Origin of the sequence: Mucilaginibacter sp. (assembly GCF_035492695.1) — a bacterium.
Lineage (GTDB): Bacteria > Bacteroidota > Bacteroidia > Sphingobacteriales > Sphingobacteriaceae > Mucilaginibacter.
The window spans coordinates 40799-66576 of sequence record NZ_DATJJC010000009.1 but is presented as its reverse complement, the minus strand read 5'-3'; the positions used below and the strand labels follow the sequence as shown (position 1 = coordinate 66576).

Genomic DNA, 25778 nt, shown 5'->3' with positions numbered 1-25778 from the left:
TGCTATAATTAAAAAGTATAAATCCCGTTATCAGCGTAAATAAATATATGAATAAACTTCGACTACCCGCCTTCTTACTGTTATCTGCACTGTTTGCTTTTGCCATACAAAGCTGCAACAAGGACGCTATTACCGCTACAGCCTATACTACCAAGGCTTTCCAGGCCAATATTAATGGCAGCACCTGGGCCCCGGATACAGTAAATATGTTTATAACCTACAACCCGGATACCAAAATGAAAACATTGAGTTGCGTTGGAACCAAAAGCCAGAAACAAGTCCTTTTTTCAGTAGCGGTTGCCAATGCCGGCGATACGCAGGGATTTCCGCTGGGTACTTATACGGTAGACGGTTCAACGGTTACGGCGCAATATAATACACAACAACTGTCCGATGGTAACTACGTGTTCTTACCGCACGGCACTATTGAACCCGGCGCAGGATCGGTTACCGTTACCGCTGTTGACTCAGTTAAAAAGCAGATCACGGGTACTTTTAACTTTTATTCCAGGTCGACGATTTATGACGGAGACGGTAATGTTGTTTCGATAACAGTTGACAACATCACCTCGGGCGAATTCACTAATAAATCCTATCAGTACATTAACAACCAATAATTTCTGGTTTAAGAAACTATTTCTGCATATCACAACATGAAAAAAATTATATCTATAGCATCCATAATCACTATCATATTTTCTGCATTTAGCGTGCAGGCCCAGGATAACGATAAACCACAGGACAATAAAATTTATGAGAAAAGTTATATAGGCTTATATGGCGGAATATCAAACCCTAACAGCAACTATGGCAGTACCAATTATAGTAATAATAAATCGGGCTTTGCAAAAAGAGGCGTGACATTTGGTATAGACGGGGCGGTTTACGTTTATAAAAACCTGGCTGTGGGTTACACGCTAACATTCCAGGACCAGGGAAAACTGACTTATGATGACACCTATGCACTTGCGCAGGGTTACACTAATTCTTACTCGGCCGATGCCACCTCGGTAACTGCAACCGGCCGTTACCACAACTGGAATATCCTTATTGGTCCGCAGTACTCATTTGTTTACCATAAATTTGTATTGGACCTGCGCGCATCAGGCGGCCTGATCAAAATATTCTCGACACCCGAAACCTCTGTTCAGCTCACAGGCATTCCCGATCAAACGGCTGTTTTTTACCAGCGTAAGGCATCAGCTTTTGTACTAGGTTATGGCGGAAGCGCCGGGCTTCGGTGGAAGTTCTCTGATAACTGGACCGTTGCCCTCAAAGGTGCCTACGTCAGCTCGCCGGGCCCCTCGGTCAAGAATGATAATCATACCGATGTGATGGGCCGGTATGTGACGAAGTTGCCGATCAGCGAGTTTCAAACCATGTTGGGTTTAACCCTCAATTTCTGATAGATCTTTATTATAAGTCCAAAGCCCGCAGCCTTTTTTAAGGCGCGGGCTTTGGGTATTTATAGACTATAGAATAATTGATTAACTTTCTGTTACCAGGTGGTATGATAGGGTGGCATTTGAATCGCCGGAAACAAAGATGGTATAAATATGACCGGCCTGAATAGTTGTCGGAATACTTACCAGCGCTGAAGATGACCCGCTGGCGCTTATTGAAAATGTGCTGGCGGGGTCGACGTTATAATAGTCCGATGCGCCTTTGAAACCCACCGCCGATGCCAGTTTAGCTCCGCCGCTTAATGCAAAGTCAACGTTGGACGACAGCGCCGAACTCAGGTTAATAAAACGGATGCGTGCTTTGCCGGATGGCGGCGCCGTGCGGTCGTCCTGTACGGTGGTGTGCGCGTTCCCGTCAACATAAAATACGGTGTAATACTGCCCTGCCGAAAGTGACAGGCTTACGCTGGTATTGGTTGTGGCCGTTCCGGTATTTTTAAAGGCGCCCATACGGTCGCCCGCACTGCTCTCAATAAAGGTCGAGCTTTGTCCGTAAGCCACTGCCGAGGTGGTTACTTTCGAATTGTCCAGGTAAAAATCCTGGGGCGCCGAGCCCTCGGCCGAGTTGGCCACCTGTACGTAAGCCGACAAGCTTGTATTTGCCTTGTCTTTGGTGCATGATGTAAAGGCAACGGATACCAATGTGATAGCTGAAAATAATAGTGATGCCGGTTTAAGGCTCCGGGTGTTAAAATTTGTTTTCATAATTGTTTTAGTTAGTGTATTTGATGTAAGTGATCCAAAAGGCAAGCCAATGAACTGCATGGTGGACCGTAGAAGGTGAATAATGCCTTAATAATCAGGTTTGTGCAGCCGGCGATCTGAATAAGACGCCGGTTGAATGGCATAGCTATAAGTTGTCGCGGATATAGTACAAAACTGTCTTTTCATAGGGACGATCTTTAAAAAAATGGCCGGTTATAAATTCCGGCCATCGTATTTTGATCAGGCTCAATTTTAAGCCTGGGGTGGGTTAGTTGGTGCTGAAGGTGAAGGCGGTGTGCTTGGCGGGTTTGTAGGTTGAGTTGGCGCCGGGCTTGGGTTCGGATTGGGATTCGGCGGGTTCGGACTCGGATTCGGCGGATTAGGGCTTGGCGCCGGTGTCGGATTTGGCGCCGGGGCCGGTGGCGTCGTATCACGGTGATCCTTTTTCTTATTTTTCTTTTTTGAAGGTATGGTATCCGTACGGCTCAATGATGAGCCGGCGATCGTTTTATCACTTGCCGTATTCGAAGTACTTCGTGCAGCCGCTAACTCAAAAAATCCTGTCAACGCTACTGCTGTTATTAAAACACTTATTTTTTTCATGATGTTATTCATTTTGTTAAACCTAACTTCAATGACAACGCCCCTGTTTTTATAATGTTTTAATTAAATTTATTTCTTAAAATATTAAAAATGCAATATTGGTGGAAAATAAATGACACTAAGGTTGTTATTGCTGTACTGGCGCACGGCCGAAGAGAGCGGGAATGGCACCTCATTTGCCACGAGCCGGGCAGCTTCAGGAAACTGCGTCAAGCGCTTTCACCTGCATAACATATTCCGGCGGCAGGATGGCCAGTTTCAGCAGGTTTTCAAGCCGTATTTTACGAAATACCTTATATAACCATACTACAGGCTTAAGCCATTGAATACTGCCAAGCGAAAGCAGGCGTTTTACACGATCCGGGCCAACAAGTACCTGGGCCTGTTTCAAAATAAGATAACGTATGGCACCAAGGTGTTTCCGGTATTGTTTGTACAGGTCGGCTGTAAAATGGTTTTTTATCAACCCCTCATTCAAATGTTTTTCCCGTTCGTCCAGGTATTGGGCATAATTAACCGGAAGACCATCCAGCCCCATGCGTGAGCCGACCCGATAAAAAACGTCAAAAACCTCTGTTTTCTCGGCTTCGGTAAGTTTGCGTTCCATCAGTTCAAACGCGCGGATGGAATAATCTATCAGCATGTAGAGTACCTCCAGATAAGCTTCAGCGGGTATATTAGTACCCCGGTTTGCCTCAACACCTTTATGGATAGCCGTTATCTGGTCGATGCTTTGCAGGGCCTTATCATTGTCCGAAAAAATGATCTTTTGAGAGTAGCTTACCGTACTGAACAACCTGCCAAGCGGGTCGGCAGGCAAGCGGCCTGTAAAATACAGCCAGTCGACCGAACGGTTCAACGCAAACTCGGCCGAAGCACCGGCAAAAATGAAAAGCACCGTATCGGCCTTGCCCCATATCTCTCTCACAATGGAGTGCCTGTCAACAAAATATTTTTTCATATTTTATATTTAAACGCCCTTACCCGGGCTGTCATATTTTCGGCGATAATTATAATTGCGGCGCCAATTGTGTAAAGCAGCATATCGATTAATGAAAAGCTACTGCCAAGTACGATATGCGCCAATGCGGAGCCTTGCCACCCCAGGTGTTTTACCAAATGAAAATATTGGGATATTTCAACCGCATAGGCAAATAGCAGCGCACCGAAAACTGTCGTGGAAACAGGAGCATCGACAAAGGTTTTTATCGTGAAGTAGATAAGGATAACTACAAGCAGGTCGCCTGCATAAGGGCGAATGATGGCATCGTGTACAAAACGGGCGATGCAAAACTCAATGGAAAACAACAGGATAGCTGCGGCTAAATGAGTTTTCGAAAAGCTTAAACGTAATTTTTTTAAGGTTTTTACACCGGTAATGCTTTCTGTTAAAAAAAACTTTTCAACATTTTTTATCATTTTGCAAATATAAACAAAAAGTACTTTTAAATTCAAAGTATATTTTATTCTCTTTAAATAATCGGTGTAAAAGGCTAATAATTAAAAGGAAATAATTATTCTCGGTAAGCAATTAGTTATCAATAACTTAGAATATTTATTTCTTTTTAAACCTTTGGACGAAAAAAAAGTCACATTTTGCGTATCCATAGGTCTTTTATTTACGTATAAGGTAAAACATTTTTCAGGTAACAATTATTATACGATTTGACGTTAAATTTTTACCGGATGAAAAATATTTTAAATATGAAAACAACTTTTATCTGCACAATTCTTTTAGGTTCCTTATGTATAATGTCTGTCGGCTGTAAAAAATTAGCCAATGGCACGGGTTCGGGCGACGGCGGCAATAACGGTGGCAACACCGGCGGGACCGTAGGGAAATACACTAATCCAAACACTACGAGCGTAATTTGCGATTATGATGTAAGTGATACCGCTTATACCAACCACGGCTGGACGAAAACATTTGAGGACGATTTTACCGGCGACCTTTCAAAATGGAACCTTATTAAAGGTGGTTTGATCATGGAAGAGCAATGCTACGAGCCGGCGAACGTACAGATTGCCAGTGGATCGGCTGTAATAACAGCAAAAAAGGAAACCGTTAGCGGACCGAAGACGGTAGGGAACGACACCATGCAAAACTTTAACTATACTTCGGGATGGATGGTAAGCAAATCAACTTTTGTTGCAAACTCGTCCACTCCCAAGGTGCGGATAGTTGCCAGGATAAAAATGGCGTCGGGCTATGGCCTTACCTCACTTTTTTATGGTTTTGGTGGCGGTGCATGGCCAACTACCGGCGAGATAGACTTTGCTGAAACGCAGGGCGACAACACCAAAGTATATGCCACTGATTATGCGTACGGTTCAAGCGCGAATTCAAATGTGGTATCCGGCGGTATCTTATATAACCCGGTAACCGAGGATCTTTCAGCATGCTATCATACCTATGTAATGGAGTGGACGCAAAACTCGTTAAATTCATACATCGACGGTAAACTGGTGGAGACTAAAACCAAAGGTGGCTACGTTTCCAGCTTATTCGGCAAACCGCAGTACCTCACGTTCAGCCTTCCTATCGGTGGCTTATATTACAGCCAGTTAAAGACGGCCAACATACAGGGCGGTACCATGTCGATAGATTATGTGAAAGTATTCACTTCGAACTAAACACATTTAAAAAAGATATTTTGAAGGGCATGATGAAAATCATGCCTTTTTTGTTTTAAAGGAAATAGGAGGAACGGTCTACTTGCCTAATAAAAATAATAACGGAACATCCAGCCTTTTACGCCACGAATTTTCCGAATGGTCGGCCCCGGGGTATTCGCGGGTTATCCAGTTTCTTTCAGAGTATCCCGCTTCTTTCATAATAGTATCGGCCTGCAATTGGTACGGTTTGTACATGGCGTCGAGCGTTTTGCTGCCGTAGTCGAAATATATTTTATGATTATTTGGCGACGGCAGGTGCGTTTTTAAATACTGCAAAAACGCTGCCGGTATCGGGTTATCTTCTGTAGTAAATGTACCAGGCCAATGGGTAGACAGGCATGCAGCGCCGCTGAATACGTCGGGATATTCACAAATAGCATACATCGATATCAACGCGCCCATGCTTGATCCCATAGTAAAAGTATGCTGCTGATCGGGCATGGTACTATAGTGACTGTCGATATAAGGCTTTAGCTCAGTTACTAAGAACTTAAGATAATTATTCGACACCGGCCCGTTTCCCAGCAAGGGCGCACCCTTATCGCGACCAATGGCGAGTATTTTTTCCTGCTGCTGCGGGGTAAGGCTGTAAAATGCCTTCTGCGGGAAATATTCCGGGAATCTTTTCGCGCCGGTGTTCCAAATACCCACGACAATACAGTCTTTGATGCGTTTTTCGTTCAGCAGCTTGCACATCGTTTCGTCGACACCCCATTCCTGTTTGTTCCACATCAGCGTGCTGTCGTAAAGCGCCTGGCCGTCGTGCATGTACAGTACATTGTACTTTTTGGTGGCTGAATAACCTTCAGGCAGCCAGATATCCACATTGCGGGGGCCGACAAATTCCGACCGGAAATTTTCCAGCCGCTCCACTGTTCCGCAGGCCACTTTAGGCAGTTGGGCAAGCAAATTCCCGGTAACAAGAACGAGAAAGGCGACAATTAAAAAAGTAAATTTTTTAGACATATAACTATAATTGGTTCAAGCAAAACTATCGTTCAACCACCACACAGGCAATGTTTTTCTTGTTTAAAATGAGGTTTATCTTAACCGGTAGCTTGCCGGATAACCAATTTTACTTTTCAAATAAATTCTTAACTTCATGCTACATAACCTTTTGCATGAAACCGCTTTTAGTATTACTGGTCACATTTTTACTGGTGCTTTTTGGCTGCTGGTTTATCCAGCGCCAATGGAACTACATTTTTGCCGGTAACATCGCAATGGCAGTTATGCTGCTGTTCACAGCGATGGGCCATTTTAAGTTTTCCGAAGGCATGAGCATGATGGTGCCCGAATTTATTCCCGCCAAAAAACAGCTGGTGTACCTTACCGGTTTTATGGAGGCAGTGTTCGCCATCGGCCTGTGCATACCCGATGCCCGCCGCCTTGCTGCAGATCTGCTTATCCTTTTCTTTTTGCTGGTACTACCCGCCAACATCAATGCCGCGCAAAAAAGCGTCGACTACCAGAACGCCACTTACCAGGGCCGCGGCGTAGGCTACCTGTGGCTGCGCATACCCATGCAGGTATTTTTTATTTTATGGGTGGCTTATTTTGGGATGATATTGAAATAGCGACCGGGTTGAAACCCGGCTCTACAAGATGGTTCGTGCCGATGGTACTTTCCGAAAGAAAGAGGCGTAGCCTCGGCCCATCCTGTAGCAACGGATTTTAATCCATTGATTGTAAAAACACAACCCTTTTCGACGCTAATATTCCTATCTTGTACCTGCTAAATCACCCGCAGCATGAAACCATTTACTTTATCAGTCGCCCTGGCGCTTACCTTACTTACCGCGCCTGCCGCATTCGCCCAAACCGCCGACAGTGCCAAGATAAAGGAGGTTGAAAAGAACCTTGTCGGCATGATACAGATGGAGGGCGATGGCCCATGGACCATCCGCGAGCGCATGGAACATTATCATGTGAAGGCGCTGAGCATAGCCGTTGTACAGGATTATAAAATAGCCTGGGCCAAAGCTTACGGCTGGGCCGATGACAGCCTGAAAGTTCCTGCCACCACCCAAACGCTTTTCCAGGCCGCATCTATCAGCAAGTCGCTTAACGGGGTAGGGGTGATGAAGCTGGTGCAGGATAAAAAAATAGACTTGTATGCGGATATTAATAACTATCTGACCAGCTGGAAATTCCCATACGATTCGCTTTCCAAAGGTAAAAAGATAAGCATGGCTAATTTGCTCAGTCACACAGCCGGCTTAACCGTGCACGGCTTTGAAGGTTATACGCCGGGCAAAGCAGTCCCAACGGTGGTGCAGGTGCTGGATGGAAAAAAGCCCGCCAATTCCGACCCGGTACGTTCCATGTATGAACCCGGCCTCAAGTCCGAATATTCGGGCGGTGGCATTACCATTTCGCAATTGATTGTTATGGACGTAACGCACCAGCCCTATAATAAATATATGTACGATAATGTGCTGAAGCCTATGGGCATGACCAGCAGCACTTACCAGCAGCCGCCGGTTGATAAAAAACCTTCCCTGCTGGCTACCGGCTACCGTGCCGATGGTAAACCCATACCGGGCAAATACAATACTTATCCCGAGGAAGCCGCTGCCGGGTTGTGGACCAACCCTACCGACCTGGCCAAATACATTATCGAAACGCAACTGGCATTGGAGGGTAAGTCGCATAAAGTGCTCGACCAGCAAACTACCAGGCTACGGCTGACGCCTTATATTGACAAGCAGGCTGCCATGGGCGTTTTTATTGCCAACCTGGATAGTAATAAATACTTCAACCACAATGGCGCCAACGAAGGTTTCCGCAGTAATTATATGGGTAGCATGGAGGGCGGCAACGGCGTAGTGGTGATGGTGAATTCGGATGATGGCGCTATCATGAACGAGGTGATCAACAGCGTAGCCAAAGTTTACGGTTTTAAGGGCCTGTACCACGTACAGTTTCGGAAAACGGCCGTGGTACCCGACACCGTGCTGCAAACCTATACCGGTGATTATCAGCTTCAGCCTAAAATGGTTTTAAACATTACCCGTGAAGGTAGCCACCTTTACGGCCAGGCGGAAGGCCAGGGTAAGCTGGAGCTTTTTCCAGAATCGCAGAACAAGTTCTTTTTAAAAGTGGCCCCCATCGAACTGGAATTTGTAAAAGATGACAAAGGCAAAGTAGTTAAAGCCATCATCTACCAAAACGGCCCGCACGATGCGCCGAAGATAAAATAGGAGGGGGCGCCTGGGCAAAACCTTTTGCCTTTCACCTTCTATTTCTTTATCTCATAATGCAGTTCCACCATCCCGTTTTTATAGGCGGTCACGTCCTGCAGGTGCAAGGCCTGTTCCTGTCCCACCTGGTCAAGAAACAAGGTGCCGCCGCCCAAAATTATCGGCAGAATGGATAATCTTATTTCGTCCGCCAGTTTTAAGCGGATAAAATCGGTCGCAAGTAATGCTCCTCCTGCTACCCAAACATGATTGTAATTTGCTTTTAGCCGTTCAGTCACCAGTTTGTGCAGGTCGCCCGAATAAATTTCAACGTTCGGTCTGTCAACCGGCAGGTTCCGGTGAGATAATACGATCGTCGGCACATCGCCATACGCCCACCCATATGATTTGGAGAGTTGCAAAGCATGTTCGTAGGTATGGGAGCCCATCACATAGCAATCGATGGTCTTCAAAAAATCCGCCACATCCTGGTCGCTAACGGTAACGCCATTCTCGTAGCGATCAGCGGTCTCAAACCACGAAACGCTGTTGTCCTTTCTGGCAATAATGCCATCAAGACTTGAAACCATGTGTATCGTTACTTTAAATGGATGTGTTGCCATTGAGAGTATGAAGGTTTACCCGAAGATAAGATTTTCATAGATAACTGAACTCAAAATATCTTACGGACGGCGGTGCAATATAATGTACCCGTCATGCTGAACTTGTTTCGGGACCCCACATGCTGAGTATACCGAACAACGTCGACTTATCCTGTGGGGTCCCGAAACAAGTTCGGCATGACATCGTGGTATGGCTGTGCGGCCGGGATCACGATAATCATCTAAATCTGTTTAATCCCGGTTCAGACAAAATGCGTAAGCGATGGCAGTGTATACCGGCCCCGCGCCTAATGCCTGTAGCCGTATGAACGTACAGCGCGGCCCCGATATATCGGGGAACGCCCAATATTAAAAGCCAACCATCTTCCGGACTTTCCGACTTACGCGGACTTCCTGACTCCCAACTATCCACACTCCCCCGACTTTTCCACAATCCCCATTCCCTGCACCCAATGTCTTAAATTAGCCGATTGTAAAAAATAGCAGCCGTTGGCCAAAGATCACACTAAGGAAACCCCGTTAATGCAGCAATACAACCAGGTAAAAGCGAAATACCCGGGTGCGCTGCTGCTGTTTCGCGTAGGTGATTTTTACGAGACCTTTGGCGAGGATGCCATCAAGGCTTCGGGTATTTTGGGCATTGTGCTTACCCGTCGCGCTAACGGCGCGGCTACGCATATCGAGCTGGCCGGCTTCCCGCACCATTCGCTGGAAACTTACCTGCCCAAACTGGTGCGCGCGGGGCAGCGGGTGGCCATTTGCGACCAGCTGGAGGACCCCAAAACCACTAAAACCATTGTCAAGCGCGGCGTTACCGAACTGGTTACGCCCGGCGTGGCCATCAGCGATAACATCCTGCAGCAAAAAAGCAATAACTACCTGGCCTCGCTGTTTTTTGACAAGAACAGCATTGGCGTGGCTTTCATCGATATTTCGACAGGTGAATTTTTGACCGCGCAGGGTAATGCCGAATACATCGATAAGCTGTTGCAGGGCTTTAACCCGAGTGAGGTTATCTATCCCAAAAGCAGTCACCGTGATTATATAGATGCCTTTGGCGACCGCTACTATACTTACAAACTGGACGAGTGGCCCTATAGCGGCGATTATGCCGAGGAAACCCTGCTGAAACATTTCGGCGTAAAATCACTGAAAGGTTTTGGCATCGACAGGCTGGCTTTGGGCATTACCGCAGCCGGAGTTGCCTTGCATTACCTGAACGAGACTGAACATCGCAACCTGCAGCATATATCGTCCATCAGCCGGATAGAGGAGGGGCGATACTTGTGGCTCGACCGTTACAGCGTGCGCAACCTGGAGCTGGTGGGCTCATCCAACGAAAACGCTACCACGCTGGTGGATGTGCTGGATCAAACCTGTTCGCCCATGGGCGCGCGGCTATTGCGCCGCTGGATAGTAATGCCGCTGAAGGAGATAAAACCTATCAACGACCGCCTGGGCGTAGTGGAATACCTTATAGGCCAGGAGCGCCTGCGCGAGGAACTGCAAAACAACATCCGCCAGATAGGCGACCTGGAAAGGCTGATCTCCAAAATAGGCTTACAGCGCGCCAACCCGCGCGAGGTTTGCCAGCTGAAGAGGGCGCTAAAAGCAATCGAACTGATAAAACAACAATGCCTGGAGGCCGAAAGTGCGCCGCTGAAAGCCATTGGCGAGCAGCTAAACCCCTGCACCAGCATCAGTGAAAAGATAGAGAAAGAATTGAACCCCGAACCACCGGTGATGCTGGTAAAAGGTTCGGTTATCAATTCAGGTATAAACGAGGAACTCGACCGGCTGCGCAAGATCGCCTTTGGCGGGAAGGGCTACTTGTTAGAGATACAAAAACGAGAGGCCGAGCAAACCGGCATACCTTCGCTGAAAGTGGCTTTTAACAATGTGTTCGGCTATTACCTGGAGGTAACACACGCGCATCGCGATAAAGTGCCATCCGACTGGATACGCAAGCAAACACTGGTAAACGCCGAGCGTTACATTACCCCCGAGTTAAAAGAGTACGAGGAGCAGATATTAGGCGCCGAGGAAAAGATACTGGCGCTGGAAACTTCCTTGTATAACGACCTGCTTTATTCGCTGTCCGAATACATTCGCCCGATACAGTTGAACGCGCAGCTGATAGCCCGGCTGGATGTGCTGCTGAACTTTGCCACCATAGCCATCAAAAACTATTACGTCAAACCGGAAATAAACGACAGCCGTATCATTGATATTAAGGGCGGGCGACACCCGGTGATAGAAAAGAACCTGCCCCCCGGCGAGGAATACATCACCAATGATGTTTACCTGGACAGTGAATCGCAGCAGATCATTATTATTACCGGGCCGAATATGGCCGGTAAATCGGCCCTGTTAAGGCAAACGGGTTTGATCGTACTGATGGCACAGATGGGCTGTTTTGTGCCGGCCAAATCAGTTTCGATAGGCTTGGTGGATAAGATATTTACACGGGTAGGGGCATCAGACAATCTTTCGGCAGGCGAATCGACCTTTATGGTGGAGATGAACGAAACGGCCAGCATCCTTAATAACCTGTCCGACCGCAGCCTGATATTACTGGACGAGATCGGTCGCGGCACTTCCACTTACGATGGTATTTCCATCGCCTGGTCCATCGCCGAATTTTTGCATAACCACCCTAATGCCCGCGCAAAAACACTGTTCGCTACGCACTACCACGAGCTGAACGAACTAAGCAACTCGCACCCGCGAATCAAAAACTTTAACGTAACGGTAAAGGAAGTTGGTCACCAGATCATCTTCCTGCGCAAGCTGGTTCCTGGTGGCAGCGAGCACAGCTTTGGCATCCATGTAGCCAAGCTGGCCGGTATGCCGCATAAAGTAGTGGCCCGCGCCAACGACATCCTCAAAAAACTGGAAGCCGAGCGCACCGGCGGTGAACATATCAAAGAAAGCATCCGCAAAGTGCAGAAACAGGCCGTACAGATGCAAATGTTCAGCATCGACGACCCGGTGCTGGTAAAAATACGCGACACGCTGAACAACCTCGATGTTAACACCCTTACCCCGGTGGAGGCCTTAATGAAATTGGACGAGATACAGCGGGTGATAAAAGGGTAGTCCGAAAGTCCGCACAAATTTTGTCATTGCGAGCGTAGCGAAGCAAACTCGTCGCGTTTTATTGGCGGATCTTATAGCGCGAACTAAGCTGAGGTCAATAAACGATGATTACTTAAGTCTCCCCTGCCGGGGGAGATTTAGAAGGGGCATGTGGAAATGTTAAAAACCCTTTGTAACCCGCCGCAGGCAATCCCCGTATTTTTATACCATGGGGAAAAAGTGTGCCTTATTGATTTGTGCCTTTGCGGTTATCATCCTGTCGTCCTGCCATTCAAAAAAGGCGGTGATGCGCGGCGAGCCCGGCGACGTTGTGGTTCCGCAGCCTTCCATCGCCGAAAAATATTCAAGCCTTTTGGGTGTAGATAAAGATCAAATTCAAAATGGCAGACTATATGCTTTTATCGACCAGTGGATGGGTACGCCCTATAAGTTTGGGGGACTCGATCATGATGGTATCGACTGCTCGGGGCTGTCTTTTTTATTGGAGCAGCAGGTTTACGGCATCAATATTCCACGTACAACCGGGCAGCAGGTAACCGTTATTAAACGGAAATACGAAGAAGAATTACAGGAAGGCGACCTGGTGTTTTTTGACTACGATGGGAAAAAATTCAGCCATGTGGGCATCTACCTTCAGAACGGCTATTACGTTCATGCCAGTTCCACAAAGGGTGTTATCATCGTTAAACTGCACGATCCATACACGTACAAATACTTTTCGCGCTGCGGTTCAGTGGTGGATACTGTTGCCGATGCAGCCGGTAAGTAAGAGGATATTGACCCGCCTTTATCCCATAAATAATTAATTCATGCAAAAATTGATTAATTTTACCTCATGCCTGACGAAAAGGAAAGATACGATTTCTGGACAAAGTATAAGAAGTTCGCCACTACAGAAATATTGCTCTACGTCATCATGATCGTCGGTATCATCCTTGGCATCATCATTTTCGGCTGATCATTTTTTTACAAGCGCAACAGTGGCGTTATCGGCGGCCCGTACTTTGTCGTAAAAGTCAAGAAGATCATCATAGACTTCCTTATTGAAGGTGCCGTCCTTTAGCTGAAATTTCCGGTCGTAGATCAGTTCGCTACCTTTCATCTTCATCGTAACGGTGAAGTTTCCGAATGGTTTATCGATTGCTATATTTAAAGGTTCTGAATCCAATACGTAGCCCTGCGGCAGGGTATAAGTTATTTTGTCCTGTTCGGTGTAGCCATGGGGTATGTAAACAGGGTTAACACGGTTCCTCACCTGGTGCAGGCCCAGCGAAACCCTGTCGATAGAATTCAGCGGGAAATAAAATTTGCTGCCATTAACCGCCCCATACTCCTGTGCCGTCAACTTTATATTTTCGTAAGTCACCGGATCGAGGCTTTTATCCTGCTTGTAATCCAGTTTTTTTATGTCGATGTTGTTGATGGGGTAATACCGTTTTATATCTTTCAGCCTTTCCGTTTGTGCCTTTGCTATCATTGATTCGCGGTCGTCGTATTCCAGTCCCTTGAATGCAGATTCTATATCGCCGCTCAGTTCACCGGCATCATTCAATACAAAAGCTGCATCGCGCTTAATAAGGTTATCTTTTGCGTCGTACTTCGGCGTCCGCATCAATTTGCCTCCGTTGGGTGTGCAGGCCAGCACGGTGCGGTCATCCGTAAAGTCGCCCAAAAAACCGAAAGGGAGGTGCTGCGCGGTACATTCCAGCCAGGTAGTATCGTTTTTAAACGGCAGGCATAAAATGATATGGTTGCCCTGCATGCTGGCAAAATTACCAAGCATACTCTTTTTCTCCTCATGGTCGCCCCATACCACACAATACCAGGAGTCGATACCCGCAACCTTTAATAACGACCGCGTGTAATTTACCAGCGCTTTGCAATCCCCGTAACCTTGCTTATCCACATCTGAGGCCAGAAAAGGCTGAAAACCGCCAATACCTACCTGCACGCTGATGTAGTGGGTTTTTTGCTGCATGTATTCGTATATCTTTTTCGCTTTAAGTTTGGGGTCAGTAATGTCAGCAGTCAGATTTTTAATGTATTGCACTGTTTCCTCGGGTACATCCGCCCGGCTTTTAAGCAGGTCGTCATATTCCCATTTGCCCAGCTGCTGCCAGTTGGTAAACGAACCCGAATGTTTATCGTAATAAAACTTTTCGGGAGCTACCATCAGTTTTATCATGTACTGGTCTTCAAACGGACTCCAGGGTTCATCCCTTCGCGCCTTCAGGTTTTGAGCCGTCCAGGAGTATACTTTTTCCCCGTCTTTATTAGTTGATACCGTGCCCTTTGCTGGCAGGTTGAATTCTTTATACCTGATGTTGAAATCAGGTTTGCATAAAAAACTATAAACACTTTTCTCAACTGCTACATTGGTTTCATATTGCGGCTCCCATGGTGCGAAGTTCAGCGTTTGCTTCACTTTCAACTCGTATTCAATTTCAACAGTGTAAGGGTAGCTTGTTACCGCCCTGGAATAGTGTTTTACACGGTCGTCCTGGAAAAGCGAAAAGCCATCGCTTACGGCCTCGTCATCAAAGTCCCGTTCGCTTATCTTACGGTCAACCTTGCCGAATTCGTTGTAAATAAATCCTTTAATATATTTCACCGATATAAGGTTATCATAAAATACATTCAGGTTTGTTTTATCATCCCCATTTTTATTCAATACAGTAATAATGCGTTTTACATGATAGGTCACATTATCCGGTTCCTTAACGTCGGTAGTTATTTCCTCGCTCCTTACAACCGCGCTGGCATACGGCAGCAAGTCGCCGGGAATAAGGCTTGCAGCATAATTATTCTGGGCCGATACCCTTATGCCGGCAATCAGCAATAAAAAAAGTAGTATTCGCCTCATCATTTTTTCTTAAACTCCAACTGGGTTTTCTCCGCGGTTACTATCCGGTTAAACAGTTCCTTAAGGCTGTTGTATTCATCCGTTCCGAAAACGGAACTATTGATCTGTGTTACATACGAAAAAGTGAATGTGCTGCCATCGTTTTGGAAATCGGTAATAAACCTTCCTCCCTGGCTTGCCATCGCAAAGGCCTGTCCCTGCGGTGGGTTATCAATAGTATATTGAGCCGGCAAATGAACAGTTACAATGTACCTTTCTTCCGAGGGTATACCCATATCAACCGGGTAATCGCGCCGGGCAAGTTTGAATGGGTTTGTTTTGAGTTTGCCGATGATAAAAGGATTGAATCCAAAACGGTCGTGATTCATGCCGTCATAAGCATTCATCTCAACCTGGTAAGTTTCGCCCACAGGCATATCCAGGCTGTCCACATTTACAATGTCCGACTTTAAAATTTTGGTGCCCGGCATATCGCTGCTTAAATGATCCACATATTCATCCAGCGAATTGTACTTCTTTATCTCTTTACGCCGCAGGTAACCGCTATAGCTGGACGAATAACGTATAATATTCCCTTTTAGCTTACCATCATCGCCAAGGGTAAGTTCGATATTGTAAGTAGTTTTGGCACGCTGCGCGGTGTTCATATCCATCCAGTACGACGGCTTATCGACATTGAATACCCTGCCCTGGTCGTTCAGGCAGCGTAAAGGCAACATGCCAAAGGGCAACATGGGATCGGTAGCATCCAGCAGGTACACCTTGCCGCCAATTGAAGTTCGGGCTATTACATAATCAAAATCATTAATAGTGGGATATAATTTATTGATGGAGCCATTTTCGCGCGTCGAGACCAAAACAGCCTCGGCCGGTATCCCCGCTGAAGTCAGTGCGTTAACCAATGCCAGGTTGATATCCCCTGCGTCGCCGGTATGCGCATCCAAAGCTTTTTTTATCCCGTCCACACTGCCGTCGTTAGCTCTTTCGTTCCATTTAAAACTTTTTTGAATAAACGTGTAAACCGCTTTAGCTTTCGCAAGGCTATCAGTTTTCCCCGCTATTACCGGAGTAACGCGATCTTTCAGCATCTCCTTCCGCTTCAGTTGTCCGCCGAACCAATATTGTTCCTTTAGTTCGCGGTCAAGGTCTTTCCAATCCTTTGAATATTTTTCCTTTGCGCCCGTCCGAAGGTTTGTAAATTCAGCCAATTGCCAATAAACACCGGACAGGTAATTGTTGGGCGACGTCATGTATTCTTCCCGAACAAATGCCGGAACATCTTTCATGGTAAACGTAAGGTGCGAACAATCGCTTTTGGCGCCATGGTAGGTAAAACACTCGCGATCAATAGTAGCTTTACTGTCGGTCAGCTTCAGGTACCCACGCAGTGATGCATTATAGTTCCAGAAGCCAGGTATAATGGCCTCAAATTGTGAATTGAGTTTTGGAAGATAATCCTGGAACATCCACGAATGGAAGTGGTTCCAGTAATAAGGCGACTCGATCTCGTATTTGATCTCGATAATGCAGCCTTTACGCAACGCGGGCATGGCAAATTTAACCAGCGTATGGTGTTTGTCCTGTTCAACCCGGAATATCTTTTTCGGATCAAGGTCTGCTTTTTGCAGGTTGCCTGCATCGTCCCTGTAATAGGTAACCGCTTTTACATCAACTAACTTTTCATAAACTAGTCCATCGCTGCTATAAATCGGTATATCGAAGGTTCCGTATCGTTCAAATTCCTTATCGTCAAAAAACTTGATCCTGATATGGTGTTCAAATATCAGGTTAACGTCCTCGCTACTGGTTTCGCTTATCCTCGCCCGCCCATGTTCGTTCAAAACAAGGGCGTGGGCCGAGGTATCCTTGTCGTATTTTTGCATATCCATCTCTTCCTGGCTTACCTCGCCGAACGGGAAATCCTGGGCTGATGCTGCAAATGAAATAAGGCTGACGGTAAAAAGGAGTATAAATTTTCGCATATTGTACATAAAGTTTGGTTTGTTCAAATTAAAAAAATTATGCTGATATATTAAATATTTAAAAAATTTAATCGGCTCGAAACTTTTTATGACCTTTACGCCTCTGCATTTATAAAATGAAATTAAATCTAAAACGCCCGCTGGCCTTCTTCGATATTGAATCTACCGGTACTAATGTGGGCTCCGACCGTATCGTCGAATTGTCTGTTATCAAAATGAACCCGGACGGCAGCGAAGAAGTAAAAACCTGGCGAATGAACCCCGGAATGCCTATCCCGCTTGAATCATCGCTGGTACACGGTATATACGATGAGCATATAAAAGATGAGCCGGCTTTTGAGGCATTGGCCGCGTCGGTGGCAGAGTTTATTGGCGAAAGCGACCTGGCGGGGTACAATTCCAACAAGTTTGATATCCCGATGCTGATGGAAGAGTTTTTACGCGTGGGCGTTAATTTTGACCTGGAGAACCGCTTTTTTGTGGATGTGCAGAACATCTTTCACCAGATGGAACAGCGTACATTGAAGGCAGCTTACCTTTTTTATTGCAACAAACAGATCATCAACGCCCACTCCGCCGAGGCGGACACGCGCGCCACCATGGAGGTTTTGCTGGCGCAGGTAGAGAAATACGAAGGCAAAGACTGGGAGGATAAAGCCGGAAAAATATCGAAACCGGTGGTCAACGATATAGAGGCGCTGCACAAGTTTACCAACCTGAACAGGCCGCTCGATTTCGCGGGCCGTATGGTTTATAACGAAAAAGGCGAGGAACTGTTCAACTTTGGCAAACACAAAGGTAAGCGGGTTGAAGATGTTTTCAATGCCGAACCGAGCTATTATTCGTGGATGATGCAGGGCGATTTTCCGCTTTACACCAAACGAAAGCTTGAAGAAGTGTACAACCGCTGGAATGCCAAACGAGCAGCGGAACGTCAGCAACAACGGCCCGTTCAACCCAGGCCGGCTGATAACGGCGCCAGGCCTGCTCCGCCCAGGCCGGTCGAAGCAGGGGCCAGACCAGCCGAACAAAAGCCACAGCCAGGTCAGCCAAAAAAGGAATTTCAAAAACCGGATAACCGGAGCTATCACCAGCAGCAAAACCGCCCGCAATTCAAAAAACAGGATGACGGCCCCGCAAAACCCGTTGACGATGATATGCTGAGTGCCTTAAGGGATAAGTTTAAGAAAGGGTTATGATCGGGTTGGTGATTAGTTAATTTGTGACTAATTAACTGGTGATTTGTGATCAATTGAATATATCCATCGTCGGGCGTTTTCTATTAGCGTGTATTCCCTAATCACTAATTAACTAATCACCAACGCTAGTTAACCAATTACATCACCACTCCGCAAAAACTCAATATTCCTCTTCAACCCTGAGTATTTCGTCCTTTTTACAGGCGAATTTTTAAATACTTTCAGAAAGATGTCTTCCGTAATGTCTTCCCACTCGTATTTATTCATACCGAGCAGGCCAGCTTCGGGTTGAAAGGCAGGCTCGTGGTTCAGCACCGAAAAACGGTTCCAGGGGCATACATCCTGGCATACGTCGCAGCCAAACATCCAATTATCCATTTTGCCTTTAAATTCGCCCGGTATCTCGTTTTTTAGCTCGATGGTAAGGTATGATATGCACCGGCTCCCGTCAACAACGTAAGGGGCAACAATAGCTTCGGTGGGGCAGGCGTCTATGCAGCGGGTGCAGGTACCGCAATGGTCGGCGGTTGAAGATACATCATACTCCAGTTCAATATCGACGATCAGCTCCGCCAGGAAAAAGAACGACCCTTTTTTTGTGTTGATCAGGTTGGTGTTTTTACCTATCCAGCCCAGTCCGGCCTTTTTCGCCCATGCTTTATCCAGCACAGGCGCCGAATCAACAAAGGCGCGGCCATGTACTTCGCCTATTTTTTCATTAATAATATCAAGCAGTTGCTTTAGTTTACTTTTGATCACCTGGTGGTAATCGTCGCCATAAGCGTATTTGGAGATCTTTGGCGCCAAAGGATCGAGCTGAATTTGATCGGTATAGTAGTTCAGTCCCAGCGATATGACCGATCTGGCGCCATCAACCAGCAGCCGCGGGTCCAGCCGCTTGTCGAAATAATTTTCCATGTATTGCATTTCGCCTTGCATACCCTTCTTTAGCCAGGTTTCCAGCCGTGGCGCCTCCTCTTCTAAAAAATCAGCCTTAGCTATACCGCAAAACATAAAGCCGAGGTTTTTAGCCTCCTTTTTTATCAATTTACTGTATGCGGTAAGTTGTTGCTGCATAAGGGCAAAGATACAATAACCGGGCGGATGGGGCACCCGGCTGCGCAAATGCTGAATTAATAAAAAACAGAATCAAATTACTGCCGTTGTATTAATATAAATACACAAGATTATGTTACAGTTCATTAATGATTTGCCCGGCAATGTGGTGGGAATATATGCCACCGGCGAGGTAAATAAAGAAGATTATGAGAGGGTGCTGATCCCCCGCATGGAGGAATTAGCGGAAAAGCAGGGAGAGATAAGTTACCTGCTTGTGCTGGAAACCGACGTGCAGAATTTCTCTGCCGCTGCGTGGTGGCAGGATTTTAAACTGGGTATGAAAAATTTCAGCAAGTGGAAAAAAATAGCCATTGTTACCGATCAGAAAGGAGTTGAATGGTTTACCGATTTTTTTAAACATTTTATTCCCGGCGAGTCGAGGGGTTACCCGCTAAGCGAATTAAATGAGGCTATCGATTGGGTTTCGCACGACGAAGAACCCGAACACGCCGAAATATCGTCGGACAATGTAAAAGAAAACGTGGCCAACCGGGCATCAAATAAGGGGCAGGGTCCGGCAGGTGAAAATTTATAAAGCAATGGAGCATGTACAAACGCGGGACCCGAAGGACGAGCAGATAACAAATAGGGACGACTCGGTAACCAATAAGGACGGCGACAACGACCTTGAAAAAGGCACGCAGCTAACAGGTCAGCCCCAAAATGGGGATGTACAGGTACCTACTGTAACGCCGGATAACAATAGTGGCGACCCAGGCCCGCCGGCTGAGAACGAATCAAATAGCGACGGGGCGCCCGGGGCAGATAAGTGAATCTTTCAAATGACAAAGGCATTCCCCTTCAGGGGGCCAGCGCTTAAAAACTATGCCTGATGCTGTTGCTCAGGTTTTTGGTGGTCCAGTAACCGCTGTCCAGTATCCGGCGAACCGTCATTAAAGGATCGTTCGCGTCGCGTTTATCTGCTAACTGGAAAGCCAGTTTAAAACCACGCTTATGCAATTGCGGCAGGTTTTGTTCACTCCATACACCAAATGGAAAGGCAAAATATTTAACCGGTTTCCCTGTAATCTCTTCCAGCTTTTTAGTAGGCTTGTCTAACTGGATCTCCCAATCTTTAGCGGTTGATAATTTCTTGAAATTACTATGGTTCCAGGTGTGGCTTGCTATCACGTTACCTTCGTCCGACAATTGCTTGATCTGCGCCGAGCTCATGTAATGTTTAACCTTTCCTATCGAAACTGTCATGATAAAAAACACGCCTTTGAAGCCATATTTCTTCATTTCCGGGCGGGCTATTTCAAATTGGTCGAGGTCGGTATCATCAAACGTAAGCATAATGGGCTTGCTTGGCAGGGCTGTGCCTTTGGTCAGGTAATCGTATAGCTGATCGGGCAGGATCGTGTGGTATCCGCTATCGGCCAGCATTTTCAGGTGAGCCTTGAACGCTGCCGGTGGAATGATATAGTCCTTGTCAACTTTAGAATCCTTGGGCCGCCAGTCGCGTATCTGGTGGTAACACAATATCGGCACCTGCTTGCGTGCCATTATCGCAGCTTTATTCCCCTGGGCCGATGCTGTAAAAACTGAGGTTAAAAGTAAAGCGGATGCTAAGATAGCTGATGTTATTTTTGACATAATAAAGGGGTGATTTTATAAGCGCGAAATTAGAATAAATACCTGTTTTATAAACGATAATTATCAACAATTAAACAGAAATCGGGTTAGTCTAGTATGTGGCATATCCTAAAAAACATCTTTACCGAGTTATTTTATATGATATGGGAGATCTATTGGGGGCTTGCGCTCGGGTTTATACTTTCATCATTAGTAAGGGCATTTATTTCGACAGAAACCATCAGTTCCCGGCTGGGAAAAAATAATGTAAAGGCAATTGCCTTATCGACATTTTTCGGGGCAATATCTTCGTCGTGTTCCTACGCAGCGGCGTCTATGGCGCGCACGCTTAAACTAAAAGGCTCCACCTGGTCCAATGCGGTAACTTTTATGGCCGCAAGCACTAACCTCGTGTTCGAAATTTTCATTGTCATCGTCACCCTGCTTGGCTGGGCATTTTTTGGCGCCGAAGTAGCGGGTGGCTTGTTATTTATCGTCATTTCCGCATCGCTTATAGCCTGGTTCTATCCCAAAAGGGTAAGAGAAGATGGCGATAAACACCTGGAACACACCGGCCATGCTTCGGGCGGGCATGAACATCATCATCACGGCGCGCACAACCATCAACCCGATAAGACCTTCGGAAAGAAAATGGCCGAAGCCAGCGGTCATTTTTATATGGACGTAATGATGGTTGGGAAGGATATTCTTATCGGGGTAGTCATCGCATCTGTTTTAATGGCTTTGGTGCCGCTCACTTTTTGGAACACACTCTTTTTAACCAACAATCACGGCCTTCCGCATTTTGTGGTGTTGCTTTGGAATATATTGATGGGCGTGTTTATAGCTATTATCAGTTTTGTTTGTTCGGTAGGTAATTTGGTGATGGCAACGGTGTTCTGGCATGGCGGAATATCCTTTGGCGGAGTGGTAGCCTATATACTTGCCGACCTGGTGACAATCCCTATGCTGGCAGTGTACCGCCGCTATTACGGCATGAAAACCATGCTGGCTTTGCTGCTGTTCCTTACAATCAGCATTATTCTCGCAAGTTTGCTGGTTGATATTGGTTTTGATGTGATGGGGTGGATACCCAAACACCCGAAAACCGGCTTTATGGCTATGCACGATGCCATCACCCTGAATTACAAAACTGTGCTGAACATCATCTTTATACCTGCCTCCATCATTTATTTCTTTTGGGGACGGAAACAAAGCAAAATGAGCATGTAGCTTATAAAACGATCTTCCGACCCTCTTTAGCCGACCTTTTTGCCGCATCCAGTATCTCCATCACGATCATGTTATATTTCAATGATGCCTGGTCGTCCGTCCCTGCTACTTTGTGCTGAAGTACCGCTGCCAAATAAACCAACGGATCGTTAATAGGCTCGGGCAATGGGGGCGCTTTAACCGAGCTTCTCCTGTTCTCCCGCATACGAATGTCGATATCCGTGCCATTCAACGAATGCAGGTAGCCATGCTCGCCAAATATTTCCATGTCCTTAATACCAAACGGCCAGTTCCATGAGGCTTCTATTTGCCCGGAAGCGCCTTTATATTCAACTAATATGGTCGCGTCATCATCAACCTTAGGATAAATATCAGGCTTATACTGGTGCGTGATAGCAGTAACGGCGATAGGTTTTTGGCCGTGCATCAGCCAGGTCATCAGGTCGGCGCCGTAGCAGCCAAAGTCGTTTAAAGCGCCCGCGCCGTTCAACACAGGGTCGGTAAGCCAGGCTAAAAACTCTTTGCTGCAGCCTATCTCCTTTGGCCCCTGGTGCCCGTCGTGTACCACCATTTTTTTGATGGGACCTATACTGTCCGCAGCAATTTCGTCATAAATGTATTTACCCGACGGATACCACGTAGTTTCGTAATTGGTGAGCACCAGCGTGTGGTATTTATTGGCCAGTTCCTCCATCCGCTTAGCCTGCGCCAGTGTAGCGGCCAGGGGTTTTTCCACCATAACGGGTAAGCCAAGTGGCGCGCAAACTTCCACGATATCCACATGGTTTGCCACCGCGTTATAACCCAAAACGGCGTCCGGCTTTTTGCCTTTCAGCATGGTTTTCAGGTCATCATAAAATACGTTTGCAGGTAAATTGAACTGCTTGCCATATTTCGCCCAAAGTTCATGGTTAGGCTCGGCAATGCCTATGATATCCACCTGCCCGTTTTTGTAGGCGTTCATGATGTTCCAGATATGGTCGTGGTTTAACCCGGCCACGCACACCTTCAACTTTTGAGCTGTTGCCATGCTGATGCAACAAACCAGCGCACCAATAGTGCCGATAATTTTATTTTTCATTGGATAACGAATAAGGAAAGTCACTGTCTTTTATACCGCGTTGTTTGTTTGGCGCGGCCGACATATCAAAATTAAGCACGGCGCCCTGCATCAACGTTTTATGATCCAAATAATTCAGATCATAGGGTTTGCCATTGTAGGTCAGCGTACTTACATATTTATTGGCCGCACTGTTCTTTGGCGCATTGATGATAACTTTTTTGCCATTCTCAAGCGTCAGCGTCACCTTGTTGAATAAAGGCGCACCCAGCACATACTGCCCGGCAGCCGGGCATACGGGATAAAAACCCATTGCCGAAAATACATACCAGGCCGATGTTTGCCCGTTATCCTCGTCGCCGCAGTAGCCGTCGGGGGTGGCTTTATATAATTTGTTCATGGTTTCGCGCGCCCAGTATTGGGTTTTCCAGGGTTCGCCGGCATAGTTATAAAGGTATATCATGTGCTGTATAGGCTGGTTGCCGTGGGCGTACTGACCCATGCCCGCTATTTGCATTTCGCGTATCTCATGGATCACTTCACCATAATAACTATCATCAAAAATAGGGGGCAAACTAAATACCGAATCCAGTTTAGCTACGAATTTCTTCTTGCCGCCCATCAGGTTTTCAAGGCCCTGTATATCATGAAATACGCCCCAGGTATAATGCCAGCTGTTCCCCTCGGTAAAAGCATCGCCCCATTTAAACGGGTTGAAAGGCGTTTCGAAAGTGCCATCCTGGTTTTTACCGCGCATCAAACCGGTCGCCGGGTCGAACAGGTTTTTGTAATTCATGCTGCGCGTTTTGTAAATTTCTATCTCCTCTTTCGGCTTGCCCAAAGCTTTTCCTAATTCATAAATGGCAAAGTCATCATAAGCATATTCCAGCGTGCGGGCCGCGTTCTCGTTTATCTTTACATCATAAGGGACATAACCCAGCTTGTTGTAATATTCAACCCCTTTGCGGCCCGTGGCTCTTGGGCCTTCGTTGTTAGCGCCATGTACCAGCGCCTGGTATAAAGTTTCGATATCATATCCGCGCAAGCCTTTCAAATAAGCCTCCGCCACTACTGATGCAGAGTTATTACCCACCATTACATCCGAATAACCGGGGCTCGACCATTCCGGCAGCCAGCCGCCTTCTTTGTAATCGTTGATCAATCCTTCCTGCATCTCTTTGTTGATGGAAGGATAAACCAAATTCAGGAAAGGGTAAAGCGCCCTAAACGTATCCCAAAAACCCGTTCCGGCAAACATATAGCCCGGCTCGGTTTTGCCGGTGTAGGGGCTGTAATGTATGCGGTTACCTTTTGCATCTATCTCGTAAAGCTTGTTTGGGAAGAAAAGCATACGGTACAAGCAGGAGTAAAAAGTCCGTTTCTGGTCAATAGTGCCGCCTTCTACGGTAAGACGGCTTAAAGTTTTATTCCAGGTGTCTTTTGCTTTTTGTTCGGTCATATCAAAACTGTCCTTTCCCTGTTCAGCCTTCAGGTTTTGTTCTGCCTGTTCAATGCTGACAAAGGAAGAAGCCACCCGCATATGTACTTTTTCGCCTTTGGCTGTTTTAAAACCGATAACCGCGCTGGCATGTTTGGCATGCAGTTCCAGCGAGTCGGTCATGGTGCTGTCGCTGTAAGTATGATACAAGCTGATCGGTTTATCTACATAGATCACAAAGAAGTTCTTGAAATTTTTGAGTGGCCCGCGGGCAAATTTGGTTGAATAACCTACGATCTTTCTTTCTGAAGGAATTACCTTTACATAAGACCCCCGGTCAAATGCATCGATCACGATAAACGAACTGTCGCTTTTGGGGAAGGTGAACCTGAACTGTGCCGACCGTTCGGTCGGAGTAATCTCCGTGGTCACATCATGGTCGGCCAGGTAAACGCTGTAATAATAAGGTTTTACGATCTCGGTTTTATGCGAAAACCAGCTTTGGCGGCCATTTTGCGTAACCTTTAAATGACCGGTCTCAGGCATAATAGCAAACTGCCCGTAATCGTTCATCCAGGGCGATGGCTGGTGTGTTTGCTTAAAGCCGTTGATCTTATGGGCATCATAAGTGTACTGCCAGCCGTCGCCCATTTTGCCTGTTTCGGGCGTCCAGAAATTCATACCCCAGGGCAAAGCGATGGCAGGGTAGGTGTTACCGTTCGACAAGTCATATTTCGAATCCGTACCCATAAGCGGGTTCACGTACTCGGCCAGGTCGGTAGTCTTTTTTGTTTGTGAAAAAGATAGAAACGGCGTTAAAGCCAGTAATAGAATAGATAATCGTTTCATAGGTAGCATTAATTAAATATATCGATTTGTCATCTCGAACGACAGTGAGAGATCTTAAACGCCTTGCTTTATTCGCTTGTATAAGATTTCTCCTCGTTTCTCGTCGAAA

24 protein-coding genes are annotated in these 25778 nt (G+C 46.5%); 12 read left to right on the top strand and 12 right to left on the bottom strand.

From position 1 onward, the window contains the following. Positions 1–47: 47 nt before the first annotated feature. Positions 48–617 (top strand): DUF6252 family protein, encoded by a 570-nt coding sequence (locus VL525_RS06690; protein WP_325384662.1) that lies wholly within the window; start codon positions 48–50, stop codon positions 615–617. A 36-nt stretch (positions 618–653) separates the two neighbouring features. Then, on the top strand, positions 654–1406 hold the full coding sequence (locus VL525_RS06685; RefSeq protein ID WP_325384660.1) for a hypothetical protein: 753 nt from the start codon (positions 654–656) through the stop codon (positions 1404–1406). A gap of 81 nt (positions 1407–1487) precedes the next feature. Here VL525_RS06685 and VL525_RS06680 read toward each other — a convergent pair whose 3' ends face one another. The 4 genes from VL525_RS06680 to VL525_RS06665 form a co-directional block, all read right to left on the bottom strand. Further along, positions 1488–2168: a DUF4397 domain-containing protein gene (locus tag VL525_RS06680; RefSeq protein ID WP_325384658.1), complete on the bottom strand. Its 681-nt coding sequence runs from the start codon at positions 2166–2168 to the stop codon at positions 1488–1490. 252 nt (positions 2169–2420) lie between these two features. Continuing rightward, positions 2421–2771 carry a hypothetical protein gene (locus tag VL525_RS06675; RefSeq protein ID WP_325384656.1) on the bottom strand — a complete coding sequence of 117 codons (351 nt, stop codon included), beginning with the start codon at positions 2769–2771 and terminating at the stop codon, positions 2421–2423. A gap of 196 nt (positions 2772–2967) precedes the next feature. Next, entirely contained in the window at positions 2968–3732 is a 765-nt protein-coding gene (locus tag VL525_RS06670) for an oxygenase MpaB family protein (protein WP_325384654.1), read from the bottom strand. Further along, positions 3729–4190, bottom strand: coding sequence for a DUF2809 domain-containing protein (locus VL525_RS06665; protein WP_325384652.1), 462 nt, complete (start codon positions 4188–4190; stop codon positions 3729–3731). Before VL525_RS06665 ends, VL525_RS06670 begins: the two co-directional genes overlap by 4 nt. Positions 4191–4475: 285 nt before the next feature. Between VL525_RS06665 and VL525_RS06660 the strand changes: the two genes are divergently transcribed. Further along, positions 4476–5405 carry a glycoside hydrolase family 16 protein gene (locus VL525_RS06660; protein ID WP_325384650.1) on the top strand — a complete coding sequence of 310 codons (930 nt, stop codon included), beginning with the start codon at positions 4476–4478 and terminating at the stop codon, positions 5403–5405. 78 nt (positions 5406–5483) lie between these two features. Here the strand turns inward: VL525_RS06660 and VL525_RS06655 are convergent, their stop codons facing one another. Continuing rightward, positions 5484–6413 carry an alpha/beta hydrolase gene (locus VL525_RS06655; RefSeq protein ID WP_325384648.1) on the bottom strand — a complete coding sequence of 310 codons (930 nt, stop codon included), beginning with the start codon at positions 6411–6413 and terminating at the stop codon, positions 5484–5486. A gap of 155 nt (positions 6414–6568) precedes the next feature. Here VL525_RS06655 and VL525_RS06650 point away from each other — a divergent pair, with 155 nt between their 5' ends. Both VL525_RS06650 and VL525_RS06645 read left to right on the top strand, forming a co-directional pair. Beyond that, on the top strand, positions 6569–7024 hold the full coding sequence (locus tag VL525_RS06650; protein ID WP_325384646.1) for a hypothetical protein: 456 nt from the start codon (positions 6569–6571) through the stop codon (positions 7022–7024). 174 nt (positions 7025–7198) lie between these two features. Continuing rightward, a complete protein-coding gene (locus VL525_RS06645) occupies positions 7199–8650 on the top strand; it encodes a serine hydrolase (RefSeq protein ID WP_325384644.1) in 1452 nt (483 codons plus the stop codon). A gap of 38 nt (positions 8651–8688) precedes the next feature. Here the strand turns inward: VL525_RS06645 and VL525_RS06640 are convergent, their stop codons facing one another. Next, positions 8689–9252, bottom strand: coding sequence for a dihydrofolate reductase family protein (locus VL525_RS06640; RefSeq protein ID WP_325384642.1), 564 nt, complete (start codon positions 9250–9252; stop codon positions 8689–8691). A gap of 489 nt (positions 9253–9741) precedes the next feature. Between VL525_RS06640 and mutS the strand changes: the two genes are divergently transcribed. From mutS to VL525_RS06625, 3 genes are all read left to right on the top strand, one after another. Next, positions 9742–12351, top strand: coding sequence for a DNA mismatch repair protein MutS (gene mutS, locus VL525_RS06635; protein WP_325384640.1), 2610 nt, complete (start codon positions 9742–9744; stop codon positions 12349–12351). Between the two features lie 208 nt (positions 12352–12559). Next, positions 12560–13120, top strand: coding sequence for a C40 family peptidase (locus VL525_RS06630; RefSeq protein WP_325384638.1), 561 nt, complete (start codon positions 12560–12562; stop codon positions 13118–13120). Between the two features lie 66 nt (positions 13121–13186). Continuing rightward, positions 13187–13309 (top strand): hypothetical protein, encoded by a 123-nt coding sequence (locus VL525_RS06625; protein WP_325384636.1) that lies wholly within the window; start codon positions 13187–13189, stop codon positions 13307–13309. Here the strand turns inward: VL525_RS06625 and VL525_RS06620 are convergent, their stop codons facing one another. Together VL525_RS06620 and VL525_RS06615 are read right to left on the bottom strand one after the other, a co-directional pair. Next, entirely contained in the window at positions 13310–15217 is a 1908-nt protein-coding gene (locus VL525_RS06620) for a DUF3857 domain-containing protein (protein WP_325384634.1), read from the bottom strand. Further along, a complete protein-coding gene (locus VL525_RS06615) occupies positions 15214–17196 on the bottom strand; it encodes a DUF3857 domain-containing protein (protein ID WP_325384632.1) in 1983 nt (660 codons plus the stop codon). The genes VL525_RS06620 and VL525_RS06615 overlap by 4 nt, the downstream gene beginning before the upstream one ends. A 116-nt stretch (positions 17197–17312) precedes the next feature. Here VL525_RS06615 and VL525_RS06610 point away from each other — a divergent pair, with 116 nt between their 5' ends. Continuing rightward, on the top strand, positions 17313–18395 hold the full coding sequence (locus VL525_RS06610) for an exonuclease domain-containing protein (RefSeq protein WP_325384630.1): 1083 nt from the start codon (positions 17313–17315) through the stop codon (positions 18393–18395). 129 nt (positions 18396–18524) lie between these two features. On the opposite strand, the gene queG is transcribed toward VL525_RS06610, so the two are convergent. Further along, positions 18525–19472, bottom strand: coding sequence for a tRNA epoxyqueuosine(34) reductase QueG (gene queG / locus VL525_RS06605; RefSeq protein WP_325384628.1), 948 nt, complete (start codon positions 19470–19472; stop codon positions 18525–18527). Positions 19473–19584: 112 nt separating this feature from the next. Here queG and VL525_RS06600 point away from each other — a divergent pair, with 112 nt between their 5' ends. Beyond that, positions 19585–20049 carry an STAS/SEC14 domain-containing protein gene (locus VL525_RS06600; protein ID WP_325384626.1) on the top strand — a complete coding sequence of 155 codons (465 nt, stop codon included), beginning with the start codon at positions 19585–19587 and terminating at the stop codon, positions 20047–20049. 4 nt (positions 20050–20053) lie between these two features. Beyond that, positions 20054–20287 carry a hypothetical protein gene (locus VL525_RS06595; RefSeq protein WP_325384624.1) on the top strand — a complete coding sequence of 78 codons (234 nt, stop codon included), beginning with the start codon at positions 20054–20056 and terminating at the stop codon, positions 20285–20287. A 43-nt stretch (positions 20288–20330) separates the two neighbouring features. On the opposite strand, the gene VL525_RS06590 is transcribed toward VL525_RS06595, so the two are convergent. Then, positions 20331–21110 carry a polysaccharide deacetylase family protein gene (locus VL525_RS06590; protein ID WP_414684725.1) on the bottom strand — a complete coding sequence of 260 codons (780 nt, stop codon included), beginning with the start codon at positions 21108–21110 and terminating at the stop codon, positions 20331–20333. Positions 21111–21206: 96 nt separating this feature from the next. Between VL525_RS06590 and VL525_RS06585 the strand changes: the two genes are divergently transcribed. Beyond that, positions 21207–22322: a permease gene (locus tag VL525_RS06585; protein ID WP_325384622.1), complete on the top strand. Its 1116-nt coding sequence runs from the start codon at positions 21207–21209 to the stop codon at positions 22320–22322. 1 nt (position 22323) lies between these two features. Here VL525_RS06585 and VL525_RS06580 read toward each other — a convergent pair whose 3' ends face one another. Then, the gene (locus VL525_RS06580; protein ID WP_325384620.1) at positions 22324–23403 is read right to left on the bottom strand and encodes a Gfo/Idh/MocA family oxidoreductase; all 1080 of its coding nucleotides are present in this window, start codon (positions 23401–23403) and stop codon (positions 22324–22326) included. Next, positions 23393–25669, bottom strand: a complete 2277-nt coding sequence (locus VL525_RS06575; RefSeq protein ID WP_325384618.1) for a GH92 family glycosyl hydrolase — start codon at positions 25667–25669, stop codon at positions 23393–23395. Before VL525_RS06575 ends, VL525_RS06580 begins: the two co-directional genes overlap by 11 nt. Positions 25670–25778 lie beyond the last annotated feature (109 nt).

Excerpts from the sequence above, each read along its gene's own strand:
- VL525_RS06590 (WP_414684725.1), bottom strand. The coding sequence starts at position 21,110 with ATGTCAAAAATAACATCAGCTATCTTAGCATCCGCTTTACTTTTAACC.
- VL525_RS06645 (WP_325384644.1), top strand. The coding sequence starts at position 7,199 with ATGAAACCATTTACTTTATCAGTCGCCCTGGCGCTTACCTTACTTACC.
- VL525_RS06615 (WP_325384632.1), bottom strand. The coding sequence starts at position 17,196 with ATGCGAAAATTTATACTCCTTTTTACCGTCAGCCTTATTTCATTTGCA.
- VL525_RS06630 (WP_325384638.1), top strand. The coding sequence starts at position 12,560 with ATGGGGAAAAAGTGTGCCTTATTGATTTGTGCCTTTGCGGTTATCATC.
- VL525_RS06665 (WP_325384652.1), bottom strand. The coding sequence starts at position 4,190 with ATGATAAAAAATGTTGAAAAGTTTTTTTTAACAGAAAGCATTACCGGT.
- VL525_RS06640 (WP_325384642.1), bottom strand. The coding sequence starts at position 9,252 with ATGGCAACACATCCATTTAAAGTAACGATACACATGGTTTCAAGTCTT.
- VL525_RS06690 (WP_325384662.1), top strand. The coding sequence starts at position 48 with ATGAATAAACTTCGACTACCCGCCTTCTTACTGTTATCTGCACTGTTT.
- VL525_RS06625 (WP_325384636.1), top strand. The coding sequence starts at position 13,187 with ATGCCTGACGAAAAGGAAAGATACGATTTCTGGACAAAGTATAAGAAG.
- VL525_RS06585 (WP_325384622.1), top strand. The coding sequence starts at position 21,207 with ATGTGGCATATCCTAAAAAACATCTTTACCGAGTTATTTTATATGATA.
- VL525_RS06600 (WP_325384626.1), top strand. The coding sequence starts at position 19,585 with ATGTTACAGTTCATTAATGATTTGCCCGGCAATGTGGTGGGAATATAT.
- VL525_RS06595 (WP_325384624.1), top strand. The coding sequence starts at position 20,054 with ATGGAGCATGTACAAACGCGGGACCCGAAGGACGAGCAGATAACAAAT.
- VL525_RS06610 (WP_325384630.1), top strand. The coding sequence starts at position 17,313 with ATGAAATTAAATCTAAAACGCCCGCTGGCCTTCTTCGATATTGAATCT.
- VL525_RS06655 (WP_325384648.1), bottom strand. The coding sequence starts at position 6,413 with ATGTCTAAAAAATTTACTTTTTTAATTGTCGCCTTTCTCGTTCTTGTT.
- VL525_RS06650 (WP_325384646.1), top strand. The coding sequence starts at position 6,569 with ATGAAACCGCTTTTAGTATTACTGGTCACATTTTTACTGGTGCTTTTT.
- VL525_RS06670 (WP_325384654.1), bottom strand. The coding sequence starts at position 3,732 with ATGAAAAAATATTTTGTTGACAGGCACTCCATTGTGAGAGAGATATGG.
- VL525_RS06575 (WP_325384618.1), bottom strand. The coding sequence starts at position 25,669 with ATGAAACGATTATCTATTCTATTACTGGCTTTAACGCCGTTTCTATCT.
- VL525_RS06580 (WP_325384620.1), bottom strand. The coding sequence starts at position 23,403 with ATGAAAAATAAAATTATCGGCACTATTGGTGCGCTGGTTTGTTGCATC.
- VL525_RS06620 (WP_325384634.1), bottom strand. The coding sequence starts at position 15,217 with ATGATGAGGCGAATACTACTTTTTTTATTGCTGATTGCCGGCATAAGG.
- VL525_RS06660 (WP_325384650.1), top strand. The coding sequence starts at position 4,476 with ATGAAAACAACTTTTATCTGCACAATTCTTTTAGGTTCCTTATGTATA.
- VL525_RS06675 (WP_325384656.1), bottom strand. The coding sequence starts at position 2,771 with ATGAAAAAAATAAGTGTTTTAATAACAGCAGTAGCGTTGACAGGATTT.
- VL525_RS06680 (WP_325384658.1), bottom strand. The coding sequence starts at position 2,168 with ATGAAAACAAATTTTAACACCCGGAGCCTTAAACCGGCATCACTATTA.
- VL525_RS06685 (WP_325384660.1), top strand. The coding sequence starts at position 654 with ATGAAAAAAATTATATCTATAGCATCCATAATCACTATCATATTTTCT.
- queG (WP_325384628.1), bottom strand. The coding sequence starts at position 19,472 with ATGCAGCAACAACTTACCGCATACAGTAAATTGATAAAAAAGGAGGCT.